The organism is Vibrio sp. B172a, assembly GCF_030248355.1.
GTDB lineage: Bacteria > Pseudomonadota > Gammaproteobacteria > Enterobacterales > Vibrionaceae > Vibrio > Vibrio owensii.
In genome coordinates this window covers 569,238-586,476 of sequence record NZ_JAHGAC010000008.1, presented here as the reverse complement: position 1 = coordinate 586,476, position 17,239 = coordinate 569,238, and the positions used below count along the sequence as shown (strand labels likewise).

Annotated in this window: 18 protein-coding genes and 1 pseudogene; 12 read left to right on the top strand and 7 right to left on the bottom strand. The window is 45.4% G+C overall.

Annotation, left to right across the window (positions count from 1 at the left end):
- Nucleotides 1-53: 53 nt before the first annotated feature.
- From KIT90_RS12505 to KIT90_RS12490, 4 genes are all read left to right on the top strand, one after another.
- The gene (locus KIT90_RS12505; protein ID WP_285376909.1) at nt 54-1,616 is read left to right on the top strand and encodes a bifunctional UDP-sugar hydrolase/5'-nucleotidase; all 1,563 of its coding nucleotides are present in this window, start codon (nt 54-56) and stop codon (nt 1,614-1,616) included.
- A 34-nt stretch (nt 1,617-1,650) separates the two neighbouring features.
- On the top strand, nt 1,651-3,072 hold the full coding sequence (locus tag KIT90_RS12500) for a hypothetical protein (protein WP_285376907.1): 1,422 nt from the start codon (nt 1,651-1,653) through the stop codon (nt 3,070-3,072).
- Between the two features lie 135 nt (nt 3,073-3,207).
- Complete coding sequence (locus tag KIT90_RS12495; RefSeq protein ID WP_009706408.1) at nt 3,208-3,387, top strand: hypothetical protein; 180 nt, start codon at nt 3,208-3,210, stop codon at nt 3,385-3,387.
- Between the two features lie 108 nt (nt 3,388-3,495).
- A complete protein-coding gene (locus tag KIT90_RS12490) occupies nt 3,496-3,999 on the top strand; it encodes an ankyrin repeat domain-containing protein (RefSeq protein WP_050567178.1) in 504 nt (167 codons plus the stop codon).
- A gap of 53 nt (nt 4,000-4,052) precedes the next feature.
- Here KIT90_RS12490 and KIT90_RS12485 read toward each other — a convergent pair whose 3' ends face one another.
- Nucleotides 4,053-4,418 (bottom strand): VOC family protein, encoded by a 366-nt coding sequence (locus KIT90_RS12485; protein WP_285376904.1) that lies wholly within the window; start codon nt 4,416-4,418, stop codon nt 4,053-4,055.
- An 81-nt stretch (nt 4,419-4,499) separates the two neighbouring features.
- Nucleotides 4,500-5,366 carry a LysR family transcriptional regulator gene (locus KIT90_RS12480; protein WP_285376902.1) on the bottom strand — a complete coding sequence of 289 codons (867 nt, stop codon included), beginning with the start codon at nt 5,364-5,366 and terminating at the stop codon, nt 4,500-4,502.
- A 103-nt stretch (nt 5,367-5,469) separates the two neighbouring features.
- On the opposite strand from KIT90_RS12480, the gene KIT90_RS12475 reads away from it, so the two are divergent.
- Together KIT90_RS12475 and KIT90_RS12470 are read left to right on the top strand one after the other, a co-directional pair.
- Entirely contained in the window at nt 5,470-6,081 is a 612-nt protein-coding gene (locus KIT90_RS12475) for a LysE family translocator (RefSeq protein WP_009706412.1), read from the top strand.
- A 108-nt stretch (nt 6,082-6,189) separates the two neighbouring features.
- Complete coding sequence (locus KIT90_RS12470; RefSeq protein WP_054822284.1) at nt 6,190-6,540, top strand: rhodanese-like domain-containing protein; 351 nt, start codon at nt 6,190-6,192, stop codon at nt 6,538-6,540.
- Nucleotides 6,541-6,617: 77 nt separating this feature from the next.
- Here KIT90_RS12470 and KIT90_RS12465 read toward each other — a convergent pair whose 3' ends face one another.
- Nucleotides 6,618-7,700 carry an AarF/UbiB family protein gene (locus KIT90_RS12465; RefSeq protein ID WP_285376900.1) on the bottom strand — a complete coding sequence of 361 codons (1,083 nt, stop codon included), beginning with the start codon at nt 7,698-7,700 and terminating at the stop codon, nt 6,618-6,620.
- Nucleotides 7,701-7,949: 249 nt separating this feature from the next.
- Between KIT90_RS12465 and KIT90_RS12460 the strand changes: the two genes are divergently transcribed.
- Both KIT90_RS12460 and KIT90_RS12455 read left to right on the top strand, forming a co-directional pair.
- Complete coding sequence (locus tag KIT90_RS12460; protein ID WP_285376899.1) at nt 7,950-8,852, top strand: LysR family transcriptional regulator; 903 nt, start codon at nt 7,950-7,952, stop codon at nt 8,850-8,852.
- Nucleotides 8,853-8,930: 78 nt separating this feature from the next.
- Complete coding sequence (locus KIT90_RS12455; protein WP_285376897.1) at nt 8,931-9,926, top strand: linear amide C-N hydrolase; 996 nt, start codon at nt 8,931-8,933, stop codon at nt 9,924-9,926.
- An 84-nt stretch (nt 9,927-10,010) separates the two neighbouring features.
- On the opposite strand, the gene KIT90_RS12450 is transcribed toward KIT90_RS12455, so the two are convergent.
- A complete protein-coding gene (locus tag KIT90_RS12450; RefSeq protein ID WP_285376895.1) occupies nt 10,011-10,961 on the bottom strand; it encodes a LysR family transcriptional regulator in 951 nt (316 codons plus the stop codon).
- Between the two features lie 189 nt (nt 10,962-11,150).
- Between KIT90_RS12450 and KIT90_RS12445 the strand changes: the two genes are divergently transcribed.
- The 3 genes and pseudogenes from KIT90_RS12445 to KIT90_RS12435 all read left to right on the top strand — a co-directional run bounded on the left by KIT90_RS12445 (nt 11,151) and on the right by KIT90_RS12435 (nt 14,281).
- Complete coding sequence (locus KIT90_RS12445; RefSeq protein WP_285376894.1) at nt 11,151-11,966, top strand: enoyl-CoA hydratase/isomerase family protein; 816 nt, start codon at nt 11,151-11,153, stop codon at nt 11,964-11,966.
- A gap of 121 nt (nt 11,967-12,087) precedes the next feature.
- A pseudogene (locus KIT90_RS12440) lies at nt 12,088-12,204 on the top strand (DUF2000 family protein); the annotation flags it as partial.
- 340 nt (nt 12,205-12,544) lie between these two features.
- The gene (locus KIT90_RS12435; protein ID WP_285376892.1) at nt 12,545-14,281 is read left to right on the top strand and encodes an ABC-F family ATP-binding cassette domain-containing protein; all 1,737 of its coding nucleotides are present in this window, start codon (nt 12,545-12,547) and stop codon (nt 14,279-14,281) included.
- Nucleotides 14,282-14,333: 52 nt separating this feature from the next.
- On the opposite strand, the gene KIT90_RS12430 is transcribed toward KIT90_RS12435, so the two are convergent.
- A complete protein-coding gene (locus KIT90_RS12430) occupies nt 14,334-14,504 on the bottom strand; it encodes a hypothetical protein (protein WP_162998343.1) in 171 nt (56 codons plus the stop codon).
- A gap of 98 nt (nt 14,505-14,602) precedes the next feature.
- On the opposite strand from KIT90_RS12430, the gene KIT90_RS12425 reads away from it, so the two are divergent.
- Nucleotides 14,603-15,478 (top strand): LysR family transcriptional regulator, encoded by an 876-nt coding sequence (locus KIT90_RS12425; protein ID WP_285376891.1) that lies wholly within the window; start codon nt 14,603-14,605, stop codon nt 15,476-15,478.
- 148 nt (nt 15,479-15,626) lie between these two features.
- Here KIT90_RS12425 and KIT90_RS12420 read toward each other — a convergent pair whose 3' ends face one another.
- Together KIT90_RS12420 and KIT90_RS12415 are read right to left on the bottom strand one after the other, a co-directional pair.
- Nucleotides 15,627-16,511, bottom strand: a complete 885-nt coding sequence (locus KIT90_RS12420; RefSeq protein ID WP_285376889.1) for a glutathione S-transferase C-terminal domain-containing protein — start codon at nt 16,509-16,511, stop codon at nt 15,627-15,629.
- A 63-nt stretch (nt 16,512-16,574) separates the two neighbouring features.
- Nucleotides 16,575-17,114 carry an NADPH-dependent FMN reductase gene (locus tag KIT90_RS12415; RefSeq protein WP_039840493.1) on the bottom strand — a complete coding sequence of 180 codons (540 nt, stop codon included), beginning with the start codon at nt 17,112-17,114 and terminating at the stop codon, nt 16,575-16,577.
- Nucleotides 17,115-17,239: the final 125 nt, after the last annotated feature.

The window sequence follows — 17,239 nt, the reverse complement described above, 5'->3', positions numbered from 1 at the left end:
AAGTTGCCCCGTTTCGCGAAACCCAATTTTCATTCGACTTAACCGGATCAGCTATGAACACATTTTCTAAAAAGCCGTTACTTTGCGCCTTGGCCGCAATTTCTATCGGTGCTTCATTTTCTTCATTTGCGGAAGTTCGCAATGTCACGCTGCTGCACACCAACGACATCGAGAGCGTTTACGAACCTGTTGATGCCTTTTGGAACCCAGACATCTCACACATCGGTGGTATTCCATATCTAGCCACCTTAATCAAACAAACCCGAGCGCAGGAAGAGACCAGTTTCTTGTTTGATGCGGGTGATATTTTCACCGGGTCACTTGCTAAGAAGACTCAAGGCAAACTCTCTTTCGATTTGTACAGCGCTATGGGTTACGACGCGATTACACTCGGCAACCATGAATTTGAATACGGTTGGCAAACACTGAAAGAGAACATGCCGAGAGCGGCTTACCCTGTGTTGAACGCCAACATCAAGTTCGAGCAAAACAATGCCCCATTTGCTTCGCCCTACACCATTATTGAGCGCGATGGCGTTCGTGTAGGCGTAATAGGTGTCATGGGCGTAGATGCGTTCTACAACACCATGTGGAAAGGCAACCGCAAGGGTTTAACCATTGATGACCCTATCGAAGTCACTCAATACTGGGTGGATAAGATTCGCGATGAAGTGGACATGATTGTCGTACTGACTCACCAAAACAAAACGGCGCCAATGCAAACCGACAAAGAAGCAGACCCAGAAGTGCAACGCGGTTTTGATGAAGACTACGACATGGCTGGCAAGCTAAAAGGCGTGGATGTGATCTTTGGTGGTCACTCAGACCATGGTTTGTGGAAGCCAGTTGTGCACCCGAAAACTGGCACCGTTATTGGTCTTACCTTCGGTCAGGGCAAATACTTGGGTTACACCAAGCTCGCGGTGGATACAGAAAAGCACGACGTAAAACTGCTCGATGGCAAACTCATCCCTGTTGAATCCGACAAGCTGGAACGAGACAAGAAAACCAGCGACCTTATCGCCAATGCACGCAGCAAATTCCCTGAGTTAAGCGAGCAACTGGCGACCATCAACGACACTGCTTACCGCCGTTACTACCGCGAATCAAACGTCGGCAACTTGGTGGCTGATATGATGCGTGAAGCTGCCAACGCTGATGTAGGTATGATCAGCTCTGGCAGTATTCGGGTCGACTTAAACAAAGGCCCAGTGACGATGGAAAACGTGATGGATCTTTTCCCATTCACGGATAAACTCTCGGTCGTGACATTAAGCGGTGAACAGCTCAAAGAACTGTTGGAATACAGCTACACCTTGCCTTACGGTCTGGCGCAATTCTCTGGTATCGAAGCGCGTTATGACAACGAAAAACCAGAGGGTCAACGCTTGGTGAGCCTAAATGTAAACGGCAAACCAGTGGACAATGCTGACTCATACAAAGTTGCGACTTACTCTTACGCAGCAAGTGGTGGCGACGGCTATCATGTGTTTGAGAAAGGCACGTTTGAATCGGAAGGCGATTCAGTAACACAAGTGCTGATTGACCAGTTCAAAGCGAAGAAACAAGTGACCGTTCCAGAACTCGGTCGCCAAGTAGACGTAAGCCAAAACTAAATCCAATACGGACTTAGCTCGGAGAATAAGCACCATGACATTTCGTCAAGAATACAATGGCTGTAAGTCGTTTGGTTGCGCCAATTGCGGCGTACCCGACTTGAGCTTGTATTCGCGCTCAAACCGACTCGGTTACGATGCGTGGCATTGTTCTGAGTGTGGTGCTTATCCTCCTGTTTTGGTGAACGAGCCCATTCTCGCGTTAGCCAATCAACTGGAACAACACACCTTCAAACTCGATTTATTGCCTCAATGCCATTGTGCAAAAGCGTCTTGGCAACGTTTCGGACGCACAACCTCTGGCACCGAACGTGTGCAATGTCGGCAATGCAAAAAGACCGCAACGCTGATCAACTCAAATAAAGCATCATCAAACCTACAACCAATGCTGGATGCTTTGATTTCTGGCGTTCCTCCCCAAGAGCTACAGCAAGCTTTAGGGCTCAATCACCGTGCGTTTTCTCTGCGAATGGAACAATTGGCTGAGCTACTCAATACCTTCAGCCGTTTGTTTGAAGCACAACTTGATTTCTCAATCCTACAAACTCGTTCGTTTCTTCAAGTCGCGCGATCTGGGTTTAGACACGATAGCCGCTCTCAAAGTAGCGCGCATATTTGGACATTATCGACGGCCGATGCCAAGATGGGATATGTACTGTTGATCAGTGATAATGCTCTGGTGGAGAAAGATTCGTTACCCGAAGAGGTACAAGAGCAGAGCCGTTATCGACTCACCAAAAAAGAGCTCGCTCCCACAGAAGAAGACGTACTGCTTCAAGCGCAGAAGACTTACGACAAGATCTTAAATCGCAGCCAGTTTGATCAACTCGGTTACTGCGATGCCCAACATGCCCAATCCAAGGAAGTGCTCTTAACTCGTCCTGTATTTGCCGCTCACGCTCACATGCAGAACTTGGCAAAATATCTAAAATCTCAGCCACCAAAAGCTTTATTGCTCGAGCATGAAAGCTTTATTCGCGGCGCTGCGATTACCGCATTTACACCAACGGTAATCAGTGAAAACACACATCTGTACTACTGCCATGTCGCCTCACGTAACGTTTACGACACTAACAACAGCGGTAAGCAAAACATGAGTTGGTGGGATGAAACGTGGCGACGAGTGAATATTGAAAATGCACTGGGCAAGTGGCAAATCGGCTTGGGTTTATTGACCAAAAAAGGCGAGCTCGATGATTCCGCTATTCACTCCCTTTTCCCCACACATCCAGATTGGAATTCACGCTTCTGGCAGCGCTATACCGAATGGCTACAACCTAGCTACGCGTCTCACCTCAGCTTGGCTCGAATACAACAGTGGCAAAGCATTTATCGCTTTTTGCACAATTTCACACTTTGCCAGCATGAAATCAAAATTGGATCTCGATTCATCGAACCAAGCCAAGTTACTGACTTAGTTGACTTCATAAACCATCATTCACTAACAAGTGAATAACCATAAACATCTGATTAAAAATGCTTTTTTATTGATAATAGCATTTTCATTTTTGGCTCTTTGTACAATGCCGTATTGCAGGTTAGAGAACTCTGTAATGTATAGTTTTCCGAATGATAAAAAGGACGAACTATCATGAAAGACTATGACGATGGCGGGCTTCAATTGGTTGACGAAGTCGTTGGCAAAGGCAAGCTGGCATTTATCAATAACATCCCATTTGACCAAAACCCCTACCCAATCGTGACCCTTGAGTTCATGAGTTGGTGGTACGGCTGGTTGCTAGAAGAAGAACGCCAAACCATGGCTGCGTAACCCGCGTAATGACACCTTATTTCCACAATTAAACCGTTTCCAAGTTTACCTAATGCCAACAAGCGTCAGGTGCGCTTGCGGCTTTTTATTTTTTAAATACAGGTAGATATGGACATCAATACAACAATTAGAACCACAATCTTTACCCTATCGTTTATCACTACTTCATTCGCACTGTTTTTGAAGCATTCCCTCACCGAAGAACGAATGATGTTGTGCGCATTAGGAAATGATATTCCGGTGTTTGATAGCGAAGATTGCTTATTCTATTTTGAGACGTTTGGCGTTTCGCAAGATTTACTAAGCTTAGTCGAGTATCAATATGGTATTTCGTCGATTCTAAGTGGTGACAGTCATAGCCGCTTTCGTATGGCAAACACCTTAATCGCACATGGGTTCGACGTAAATTGGCTGAACGAAAGTAACAGCCCGCCTCTGCACTCCGCCATCATTCATGATGATTTCGAAGCGTTTAAATGGCTAATGCAGCAAGGGGCAAACAAAGATCTTTATTGCCCTAAAGTAGGAAAGAACGCCACTGAGTTTTTGGATTGGATTTACACCGAGAACCCGACCGCCAATCGCGGCGCTATGTACGCACTTTTACACTAGAGCTTCAAAAAAGGGAGCCGCTCGCTCCCTTTGTCGTTTTTATCGTTTTGAAATTAATCGATATTCTGGCTTATGCGCCACAGCACGCCACTAGGATCGTGCAAACAGAATTCTCGCATCTTCCAAGGTTGAGCAACCAGTTCTGTCATCTTGGCTCCGAATGACGCCAGATCGACATTCGAAACATGTTCATGCCAGCTGGCAACATCTTCCACCAACAAATGCATCATGAAATTATTGCAGTGTTTTGGCTCATAAAAATCTTGCAACAAGAATGAGCAACTGCCCTTGAAGAAGTACGCCACACCACCAAAATCCGAAGGCATCTCAAAACCCAACGCCTGATAAAAACGCTTTGATAACTCGTAATCTTTCGCCGGAACAAAAGATTTAATTTCAACAATATTGAGGTTTTCCATTTCCTAAATTTCCATTGTGTAGCACGTATTTAACCACTCTAGGTAACTCAACGCGCCCTGACTAGGCTCTCTCTCTGTTTCTTAGGTGCAAGGCACACACTCCGCCATTTGGGTTTGCAGCCAAAGCACAAATTTTTGTTCCAGTTCAGAGCGTGCTTTGTCTTGAGTCAATAAGACATAGTCATGCCCTGACGGCACAAAACCAAATGGTGCAACGAGACTGCCACGTTCGAGGTCGTCCATCACTAGAGGATAAGAGCCCATCGCCGCACCTAAGCCATCGACTGCAGCTTGAATGCAGAAATAGAAATGCGCGAAAGACTGTTCTGCTTTTCCGCTTATCGACGCACCACCAGAGCGCTGAATCCATTCTTGCCAAGCTTCGGGTCTGGTTTGGCTGTGTAATAACTTCACGGAGTCCAAGTCGCTTTTCACTTGCTGCCAATAGTCAGGTGAAAACACGGGACCCACCCACTCTTCCACTAACTTGGTTTTTGGGTAGTGATACACAGGCTCAAAGTCATCTCGACGAATCGCCATAGCAAGACCCGTCGAGCCAAGCGTTACAGGTCCTCCCGCAGTCGAAAGACGAACATCTGCGTCACAACCATCATTAAACGCGGAAAGCCTTGGCATCAACCAACGCATGGTTAACGTTGGCTCACAAGAGACTTCAAGGTATTGATGCTTTTCCTGCACCAGCTTGTTCACGCCAGTTTCCAGCGCTTGGAATGCTTGCTCGGTGTAGCTTTTCAGCATCTCACCCTCTTTAGTGAGCAGCATATTACGCCCCTGTTTGTAGAACAGAGGTTGAGCCAGATAGGTTTCCAACACTTTGATCTGCTTACTCACTGCACCATGCGTAATATTGAGCTTGTTTGCTGCTTCACTAAAACTCGCAGACGATGCCGCGACATGGAAAACATGGAAGGATTTAAGATGCCTCATCTGTGACTTTTTCTCACACTTAGCGGAATTTGTTTCGATTATAGTCTCCGAACTCTCGACCTACAATTGCCCCATTAATAACAACGAAGAAACAGGAAACACTATGGAGCTTTTCAGCCTTGCCTTATTAGGTATACTCATCGTTATAAGTCCCGGAGCTGATTTTGTATTGGTTCTTAGAAACAGCCTCAACAATGGCAGACAAGCGGGAATTTGGAGTGCCGTGGGCATTAGTCTTGCGATTTCGGTGCACATTACCTATTCATTGCTTGGTATCAGTTACTTAATCTCACAGAACGAATGGTTGTTCAGTTTGATTCGCTACCTCGGTGCGGCTTATCTGATCTATCTAGGATTAAAAGGGATTTTTGGGACTGACTCTCAGCAGAAGATAGAGGGGGAAACACAACAAAGCATCTCCATTTGGCAGTTCTTTTTCCAAGGCTTTTTGTGCAATGTGCTTAACCCAAAAACCATGTTGTTCTTCTTGAGTATCTTTAGCCAAGTCATCGATCCGAATGCAGCATCACAGCACCTAGCTTTAGGTTACGGTGTCTACATGATTGCGCTACACGGGATGTGGTTTTCTATGGTTGCCATCTTGTTTACCTCACCGCGATTACAGAGCTTATTACTGCGCGTGAAACATAGGTTGAATCAAGCTTGTGGCGCTGGGTTATTGGTGTTTGGCGCAATGTTAGGATTAAAGTCATAACACGCTAGGTTACGACATTTCGACCGATGCCACATCGAAGTTTGATAATCGCACGTATAATCTTGATCAGAACGATTAAGGGCAATTGACCTTGAGGAAAGGAACTCAATGAAAAAACTACTTCCGATTGTATTCACTTGTTTGAGCTTAGCTTTCTCCGCACCATCGGTATTTGCTTCTGAACGTGCAGAGCAGGGTTGGCAATGGATTGAGCAAGGCGCAATGATTGTCGATGTACGCACACCACAAGAGTTTGCCGATGGTCACTTGGACAATGCGGTTAACTTCCCACTTTCAGAGTTAGATAAACACTTTGCTAATGTCGATAAAGACACGCAAATCGTGCTCTACTGCCGCAGTGGTAATCGCTCAGGGCAAGCGTATCAATACCTACAATCGCAAGGGTTTACCAACCTTCATAACGCAGGTGGTTTAGTTGAGATGCAACAAGCGAAGTAGCACAACTTAGCACCTACCTAGCCAACTGAACGGAAAGCACACCTCTCGTGTGCTTTTTGTTTTCTCGACGCCGAAAACTAAAGTTGGTACTGCAACACGAGTTCGTGTTTCTCTTGGTAGGCTTGAATCAGTTCGGCTTTGCTTTTAGCTGCATTTTGATAAAACAACGCACCTCCCTCAGCCAAAAAATCATAATGGTGCTGCAGCATATCCAAAACAAACTGCACCCGTTTAATTGTGGTTGGCGTGCAACTTTTACCATCCAAATCATCTTCAATATCGAGCACATGCGAACGAAACATCTCAAGCGTAAAAAGATGTTCCAATTGAGCATCAGACTTTAGCGCTGTTTGTATCTTTTCCATTGACGTTTGCACTCGCTCTACGATTTCTAGCGTGGCATCGTTTTGAACTAGCCAGTCCCGCTTGTATTCAAGTATCTCAAGGGCTCGTTGTTTCACGTTTTTGAATAGCTGCATTGCCTCTTTTCGGGAATAATCTTGCTCCAATAACCAACCAGAGAGGAAACGCGTTTCAAATCGCTCACAAGCATCAAACAGAGGGTCATGCAGGCCATTGCTGTTGAACTCTGTTAACGGGTCAAAGCGATACATATAGCCAAAGTCGAACAACTTTAGCTGACCTTGTTCATCGACCAGCAAGTTACCTGAACACAAGTCCCACTCAAACAATCCACTTCGCTCACAAGCAAACAGAGTCGAGAATAACTGCCCTAATAGGTCCTCAGTTAGGGCTTGAATTGACGAGCCTTCAATCCAATCTGAAACAATGATCCCTAAACGGTAATCAGCGTAGACAGTCTCAACAATGTGTTTGAAGTCCTCGGCTAAATTCGGATTATCTTTTTGAGTTTGAAAATCAAGGCGACGTTGTACTTCATTTAGAAAGGAGTACTGACCATCAGGGTTTTGCACTTTCGCCTGTGGGCGTTTTTTCTTGAGCGTATAGTCTCGTCCGCAGACACGAATATGAAATACCTGCGCCGTCAGACCGCTTTCAAATGTTTCGACAACATATTCTGAGTCCGCTGTCGTTAACGCCAAGGTTTCCGGTGGCATAGGGCATTGATTCACATTACCGACAATTAAGTTTTGCTCACTTAAGTCAAATGCTTGCTGCTGTAATTGGCGTTGGTTCATGAAGTGCTCCCTGCTAACAATTTCGATATTGTTTACTTTATCGACAATGAAGCACATGACCTCCCCCTTTATGACCAAAGTCATGGTTGAGTGCTTGGGTGGAGTCCCGTTTAATTCGATGAATTGACTCAGATGTTGTCTTGTTCAGAGAACTGGCGAAAGTAGTCTTCCAGTCGATGACAAAGGTCTGGACTCTGTTGGGGTCTTACATTAGGTTTGAATAAGACACTTTTGTAGGACCAAATCATCATGCACATCAGTTATGAGCAAGTCACCGCCTTTGTCGCTGTTGCGGAATGTGGCTCCTTTAGCGCTGCAGCAAAACAATTAAATAAGCATCGCACTACGCTTGGCCAGGTGATCACCAACCTCGAAATTGAAATCAACATGACATTGTTTGACCGTTCGACCCGCTATCCTCAATTGACGGAAGAAGGCTTAGCACTGTATCAACATGCTAAAAACCTCGCGGAAACGACCAAGTCTTTTGAGCGTCTTTGCCAGAGCACCGAACAAGGGAATGAGAGCCAAATTACTATCTGCCACAGTGAATTGGTGCCGGGAAAACTGATTCAAGATGTGATGATTGGGATTCGAAAAAAATTCCCATTAGTCAAAGTGAACTGGCTTCACAAAAACAATCACGAAACGAAAGCGCTGTTCGAACAAGACGCCGCAGACCTTGGTGTCATGCTCGTTCCAACGGGCAATGCGACGACAGCATTTAGCTACACTTATCTGCTCAATCTTCCCTTTGTTGTCTGTGCCACCAGCGAATTTATTAAACAACATCAGATTGTTGACCTCACCTCTCTAAAGCGAGCAAGGCAGTTGTTGATGGCGGATTTTCACCATACTGGCATCGCACAAACATTGACGATATCGAATCTTGCCCAACAAATCGAAAGTGTGAATGTGCTCAAAAACCTATTAGTCGCAGGTGATGGCTGGGCAATTGTCCCTACCCATTGCGTGGAGGACCTTTTATCAACTCAGCAATTACAGACCATTGAGATAGACGAACTCCATGCCGTGCTTCAGTTTCCTATCAACCTTTGGCAACACAACCGCTTAGCCGGTCCTGTTACGCGAGAAATGATTCGACTGTTTAAAGAACACAGTCATGCCCACACCATCCCAAGTGAGGATTGAATGCTCATAACGTGATTTAGGTGTTTTTGTTTTCCACCATACACTCCAAATCGTTCCTAAACATGAATCGGAGTTACTATGAAATTGAAAGCAATCACCCTAGCCCTTCTTGCTGGCACCCTTACTACTGGTGTAGCGCACGCTTGTACCTCAGTCGCATGGAATACCGACTTGGGCACTTTCACTTCTAGAACGATGGATTGGATGGAATCAACCTCACCTGTGCTAGGTACAATTAACAAAGGCGACATTCGTTCGCTTCAAGGTAATGGTCTAGGTAATACCTACACGGTGAAATACGACATGGTTGCGGTACTGGCTTATGGTGAGTTAGTTGCCGATGGCGTAAACAGCGAGGGCATGCAAGTCAACGCTCTGTTCTATCCAGATATGACCATGAAAAAGGCAGAAACAGGGTCAGAAGTCACGCAATTTACCATCGCTGAATACCTGTTAGCTAACTACGCAACAGTCGATGAAGTGGTTAAAGCGCTACCAGCATTGGAATACGCGACTATCCCTATGGAAGGCATGCCCGTTGAAATCAAACTGCACTGGTCTGTCACAGACAAAAGCGGTGATCGCCTAGTGATTGAGATGGATAAAGACGGCTTGCACACCTACCGCGGCGAAGAAGCGATGGTAATGACTAACGACCCTTCGATGAAAGAGCACATCGAAATGCGCAAGAAGGTTCAACCAACGTGGGAAAACGCGAGTCGTGATACCGACTATGGCTCCATTGGCAACGGTAACTCACACAGTCGCTTTGTTCACGCGAGCTACTTTATGAGCAAACTCACGGAGCCGACCAGCATCACCAACGGTATGATGAAGCTGTCGACAGTTCCTTATCGCGTACCTGCGGATGCGCCATACAAAGACTTTGGCAACGGCAATGGTATGTCTGGTTACGCAACAGAATGGACCATGACACAAAGCTTGGATACGGGTGACAGCGTATTCGAATACAACTTTGAAGAAAACTGGAACACGGTGAAATTCAACGTTTATGAAATGATGGGCAAAGATTTCCGTCTACCACTGACTAAATCGTTTATGGCGAAGTTCTAGTCGCTAACAAGATACTGAGTGCCATTTCGCACTCAAACAAAAGCACCGTAACGTCGGTGCTTTCTTCGTTCGAGCACCAAGCCACTAACGTCCTCGCCCATACATCTTGTCGAAGTTTGGGATGTTCTTCTCCCAAATGGGCGTCTCTTCTCCCACAATGGATTTGAGTGTATCGATAAACAACTTGGTTTTAATTGGCGCATCTCGGTGCGGATACACGGCGTAAAAGGTGCCGAAATCATCAATGTTCAAGTGCGTCATGATTGGCACTAGCTTGCCTTGCTTGATTTCGTCTTGAACCATTTGTGCAGTCACCACAGCAAGCGTATTTCCTCCAGCTGCGCTTCTTGCCAACATTTCCACATCATTCACTTTATAAGCGACATTAAGCTGAAAATGCTGTTGTTTACCTTGCTCATCTTGATAGCCGAATTTATCGAATAACAAACCTGGGGCGGCGTAAATAGTGGCGGGTAAAGATTCCAACTTCTCCAGACTGTTCACCTCACCATGCTTTTCTAAAAACGCAGGGGCAGCAACAATCAAAAGGCGACTTCGCGCAATCTTACGGGTAATCAAGCTTGAGTTTTTAGGTCGCCCAATGCGGAAGCCAATATCAAAGCCCTCTTGCACCATATCCACCATGCGATCTTCTAAGCGCAATTCAAACTCCACATCTGGGTATTGTTGTTGAAACACCGAAATCGCATCTTGAACATATTGACGCCCGAACATGGTCGAGCTGGTAATGCGCAAGACACCACGAGGCTCCTCGTGATAATTCTGCGCCAAACGGTGAGTATCACTGAGAAGTGACCGAAGGGATTTGGCTTGGTTGACCATTTCATTCCCAGCAGCCGTTAACGATAAAGAGCGCGTGGTTCGGTTGAGCAATCGAACACCCAACTCCTCTTCCAAACGGCTGATCTGCTTTGAGATCACCGAACGATCCACATTCTTCTGTTCTGATACCTTGGTGAACGAGCCAAGCTCGACTACTTCAAGTAACAGCAGTAAACGACTAGAGAAATCCATAACGCCTTACCTAAAAAACTATTGTTGCCAGTAGAGCACCAATCATGTGCTATTTGGCTTATTTTTCTCATCTTATAACAAATCTATAGTAGCTGCACACAACGGGAGAGAGACAAACCTCCTCAATACCAAACCAATAAATTCGCGTTACCGAGGTCTGCTGATCTTACTAACGCTGAGGAAACAGCTATGAAAACTCTATCAATCACACAACAAAATGGCATCACTACTGTTGAAATCAACAACCCACCAGTGAACGTACTGACCATCGATTTGATTAATGAAATCAACGAATTTTTACTATCACTTAAAGATGACCGCGATACAAAAGTGGTGGTATTCAAATCACTTCATGAGTCTTTCTTCTTGGCGCATTTAGATTTGAACGTTATCAACGGCACACAAGGTGGTCAGGCAGCATCAATTGAATTCAACCACATGATTGCCAACATCAAAGCGATGAAACAAGTATCGGTTGCTGTGGTTGATGGTGTGGCTCGTGGCGGCGGTAATGAGTTTGTGATGGCATGTGACTTGGCTTACGGAACTGAAAGCGCAGCATTTGCTCAGCCAGAGATCCACGTCAACATCCCAACGGGTGGTCAAGGTGCGGTGCAGTTCGCTCGTCGCATGGGTAAAAACAAAGCACTTCAAGCACTACTACTTGGTAACGACTTTACGGCACAACAAGCAGAGCAGTTAAACATCATTACTCAGTTTGTTCCTAAAGCAGAGTTGGATGGATTCTTGGCGGCAACATTGGGCGTGATTAGCCAACTAGAAGTGCGTGACATCGTAATGTACAAAGAGATCATCGCAACCTCTATCAAAGATGAAGACGCAGGTGCAGAGCTAGAGTTGCGTTACTTCTTAGAGCGCGCAAAAGAGCAAAAAACCGCAGCGATCATCGACGCGTTCCTAAAACACGGTGGTCAAACAGAGCGTGAAGCGAAAGACATCCAAGGCATCTTTGTTGATACAGCGGCTGAGCTAAACAAACAATAGAACCTGGTTCACTCGACCTAAGGCACCGACAGTCCGTTGGTGCCTTGTCTATTAGAAAACTCGGGAAATCTTATTGCATGAAAAACAAATAAATCATTCGTTTATTGCAAACTTGGCTTATCAACAGCAAACCACCAAAAACACACCGGAAGCCGAGTTAGAATACTTGGGTATTTGCTTGTTCGGCGAGACTGAAACTCTTCGAGAATTGACCAAGAAGTTCAGCTTATATCGCTAAAAGCGTGTGATACCTTGGTGATCCTCTCATCATTTTTTCATCAAGCTATCTGTACATTGCCACTTTTAGGGTTAGAATCTAGCGCATCTATCAACCAAAAGTGGCAACACTTACAACGAAATTAAGGAGGAATTTATGTCTTTGTGGTGTTCAATCAACCCACGTTTTTATGGCATGAAGGACCGCTCAAGAGTTTCAGATTTCGCGCTGCGATAATCTCGACTTGAGCGAATAATTACCTTTCGACGAAAACACGTCACCCGAGTACTTTCCCTCAAGCTCGAAGAATTATTGTCAGCTATGACAACGGCGCCTTACGCCCAAAATTCTTGAGAACACTATGAGTACTTTTTTAACTGCACAATCATTAACCCTTTCTCACACAGCAACACCAATCTTCAAAGCTCTAACGTTTACGATTCATCGTGGCGACAAAATTGGTCTTATCGGTCATAACGGCTGTGGTAAAAGCTCCCTACTCAAACTGCTTAGCGGTCAATTTGAACCAAGCCAAGGCACGGTTGCCAAAGCAAGTTCATGTTTGATGCGTTATGTTGAGCAGCATTTACCTGAATCTTTATGCACACATTCTGTCTTAGATGCGTTAGCGGAATCCTTATCCGATGATGAGATTTGGCGCGCCGAACTCTTATTGGATGAACTCGGATTTTCAAACACAGAACGACACATGCCGGTTGAGAATTGCAGCGGAGGTCAGCAAATGCGACTCCTGCTTGCTCGTGCGATTATCCATCAACCTGACTTACTGCTTCTGGATGAACCAAGCAACCACTTGGACTTGCCATCGCTCCTTTGGTTAGAGCAATTCCTATCAAACTGGAAAGGCTCATTCGTATTGGTATCTCACGATCAAACCTTACTCGATCGCGTCACCAACACCACTTGGGTCATGCGAGATCGCTCTTTGCATCATTTCTCTTTACCTTGTTCTCAAGCAAGACAAGCATTGAAAGAGAAAGATGAAACCGATCAACTTCGCCATGCCAGCGAGCAGAAAGAGATCGACCGAATCGAAAAAAGCGCCAAGCGTTTAGCCACTTGGGGCAAAGTCTACGACAACGAAGATCTTGCTCGAAAAGCCAAGACGATGTTTGCGCGCAAAGAACGTTTAGAGGAAGAACAAACCGAACTGACAGAAGGCACACCGTGGGCGCTACAACTTCAAGGTGAGTCAATGCCAGCAAATCGACTGTTAGAGGTTCTGCCTTTCTCAGTAACACCACCAAACAGTGATTATCACTTGTTTGATATGGCAGAAATGCGCGTGAAAAGTGGCGACCGAATTGCCGTTCTAGGCAGTAATGGTTGCGGTAAATCGACTTTGTTGAATCTGCTTTATCGTCAGTATGAAGCATTCCAAAATGACCTAGGCAACCAACATGAGAGTGTGACTTTCCACGATCGCTGTCGCTTGGGTTACTACGATCAATCCCTAAAGCAACTCGACGATCATCAATCCATCACGGATGCGTTGCAGTCGTTTGCCAGCATCAGCAGTGAACAGGCAAAACGTTCGCTAATTGGTGCAGGATTCGAGTACGCAAGACACGAACAGAAAGTCGTCAGTCTAAGTGGTGGAGAGCGAGCAAGGCTGCTGTTTGTTGGCTTAACCCTCGCTCGTTATCACATGTTGTTTTTAGACGAACCGACCAACCATTTGGATATGGAAGGCAAAGAAGAGCTGATTGAAACTCTGCAAAACTTCGAAGGTGCCGCCTTATTGGTGAGTCACGACCGAAGCCTGATAGAGCAAAGCTGTAATCGATTCTGGTTTATTGAAAATGGCTCACTGACGGAGTATTTAAGCGCGGAAGAGGTGTATCAGCGCGTAGCTGATACTGCTCCCAAATCTGCCATATCGCATCATTGCAATGAAGTAATGTCGATGGAAACAAACACCGCATCTGATGAGCAATCCGAAGAGCAAATGCTAGAAAGACTGTTGGAGCTGGAAAGCTTGCTGGAAGCCGATTTAGGGCGGAAACCCAAACATCAAAAACCAGCGATGCAAGAGCAATGGCAGCAAGAGATAGAGGAAATTACGGCGCAGCTATAAAAACAAAAGGCACCATCAGTTGGTGCCTTTCTACTTTCTCGGAGGGAACTTATTAGTCTTTTTCGAACGTAGCCACGGTCTTAATCACACCAGACATCATTTCGTTAGCGTCTGATTTCTTAGCCGAACTTTGCATGGTCTGAGTGTTTTGACGCAAGCGTTCACGCAATGCTTCAAGTTCCTTTTGTGTATCCGATAATTCCGCAGATTGATTGTTACTCATCTTATTCTCTACTTGTACTTAACGATTAATGGAGCGATTGTCATCTAAAGTTTTTATAAGATATAGTTGGATACCATCTAAAAATTAGATACATCGTTATGTTCAATCTTCAACAACTTGAAACGTTAGTCATGTGCGTGGAGTGTGGTTCGTTTTCTGCGGCGGCAAGAAAGCTTGGTAAAGCACAGTCTGCGGTCAGTACTACGATTTCAAACTTGGAAATAGACACAGGGCTGACCATCTTTGATCGTACTTCTCGATTACCTACCTTAACGGCACAAGGCGAGCGACTGCATGCTCAAGCCATCTCCTTGTTAGAGCACGCACAACACGTACAAAATATGCTGCAAACGTTCAATGTGGGAGTAGAAGATAGGATCTCGATAGGAATCAATGCGCTTTTACTAACACCGCAGTTTTTTTGCGTCATTGAGGAGTTTTATCAGCAATTCCCGCACACCGAGCTCAATCTCAATGTCTTGAAAAACAATGACATTGCTGATGCTGTCGCGAGTAATGAAGTGGATATCGGTTTTATGTTGTGGGGCAGCACACAGCCTAAGAACGTGATTTTAGGTTCGATTGGCTATGTGCCGTTTTCTATCGCCGTGCATCAATCACATCCACTACTGGCTGAAGACTCCGTTTCTTTTGAAGCACTTAAGGCGTATCGGCAAATCGTATTAAAAGACTACCCTGCTCACTACAACGCAAACTTATCTAATTCACTAACCAAAGTGAATGACTTAGAAACCCTAGTAGAGTTGATAAAACTGAATAATAACTGGAGCTTGATACCTGACCACCTGTTTCAAAAGCACTCAGATATCGTTCCCCTTAAGCTACAAGGGGAAGAGAAAGATTGGCTTTTACAAATTGACCGTGTGACGGGTAAAGCAAAAGAACCAGGTCCTGTTATGCAGTGGCTTACGGAGCGTTGTTTGGATTTTTATCCTAGCGTACAGCCCAAGTAATAGCCCAGAGAGTAAACTGCTCAATATTACGAGTGAATTTAAATGTCATCAGCCATAATACGTTTCTGATGACATTGTGCTCATTACTAATCAATGGTGATTGGTGAACCAAGCTTATTCTCGGTCCACGCTTCATTTTTCATCTTGTTTAAAGCCACTCAATTTCAGGTCCTGCGGGCACAATCCCATTTGGGTTGATGTGCTTGTGCGAGAAGAAATAATGCAGCTTCATGTAATCAATATCGATGGTGCTGCGAATACGATCATCGGCAACCAAATCCAGCAGGTAACGATACAAGTTATGGTACGCCTTTAAGGGCTTTTTGTTGGCTTTGAAGTGCACTTCATACACCGCCTCGAAGCGCACTAATGTTGGCAGCAAGAACAAGTCTGATAGGGTAACGTCTTCGCCATGCAAGTAGCGCGACTGTCCCAAACGCTGATCCAGTTGCGCTAACGCATCAAACAAAGTTTCGCTCGCTTGGTCATATTGCGCTTGCGTGGTTGCAAAGCCGACTTGATACACCTTGCCATTCACATTGCTGTGAAGCCATCGATTTAGGCTTTCGATCTCTCCACGCAATGCGGCGGGTACCAACTCCACCGGATGTTTTGCCAAAGGTAGCCAATTCGTAGCGAGGTCCATTGCCATTGCGGCTGAATCATTGCCCACAATCGCATGGTTTTGCTTATCCCACAGTAGAGGGACAGTTACGCGTCCGGTGTAATCGCTTTTCGCTTTCACATACAACGCCGCTAGATTATCCGCGCGGTATAGAGGATCAGGATGTGCGTCATCAAACTCCCAACCATTGCTGTAACGCTTTGCAGCAACGGAAGAGACGGAAATGACCTCATCCAAACCAAGGTACTTGATCACTAGGTAAGGGCGATGGGCAAATGGACAAGCCAACGACATATACAAGTGATAGCGATCCGCTTCGATCTGACTTGGTAACGCGAATTGATCTTCTGCTGTCAGCTCACTTGCGTCTTTGTTTGGATACCAAACGCCTTGTTCTAATACCGCCATACCTTACCTACCTTTCTTGATTAGCTACCCTGATGAATCACTACTTATGCGAGTATAGATAACTTACAGAGACTTCTCGAAAGACGTCATTAGCTCACTCAGTTCCGCTGAGGTCGCAGCATCAAATTTGCCATCTTGGAACTTGTCGTAGAAGCCGCCTAGGCTGTATGTGCCTTTTACATCGCCCCCCCACCAAGGCATCAACTCAGCCATGGTTTTGATGTTAGTTGCGCCGCCGTTTGCACCTGGAGATGTGCTCACTAGCAGAACTGGTTTCTTAGTGTCACCAAAGAAAGACGTACCTTGAGGTGCAACACGTGATAGCCAATCAATCGCATTTTTCAGGAATGCTGGCATTGAGCCGTTGTGCTCTGGTGATGCAATGATGATCGCATCGTATTCGTTTAACGTTGCACGCAGTTTGTGTGCGTTTTCTGGGATGCCCTGACCTTCAACGTCCAAACCGTACATTGGCAACTCAAAGTCGTTTAGGTCAATGGTGTTTACTTCTGTTTGTGTAGCTTGGTTTGCCAGCGCTTGAACCAATAGGCTGTGGATTGATTGGCTGTTGTTGCTACCAGTAAATGCGACGATCTTTTTCATAGTGGAATCCTAATTACGTTTGCCCCTACTTATGTCGGGCACTCAGTGAATGAGGTGATATTAATTAACTCCCACTAGTGAATAAACACTATAATAGTGGCTATATAGTTCACCAACAGTGAACA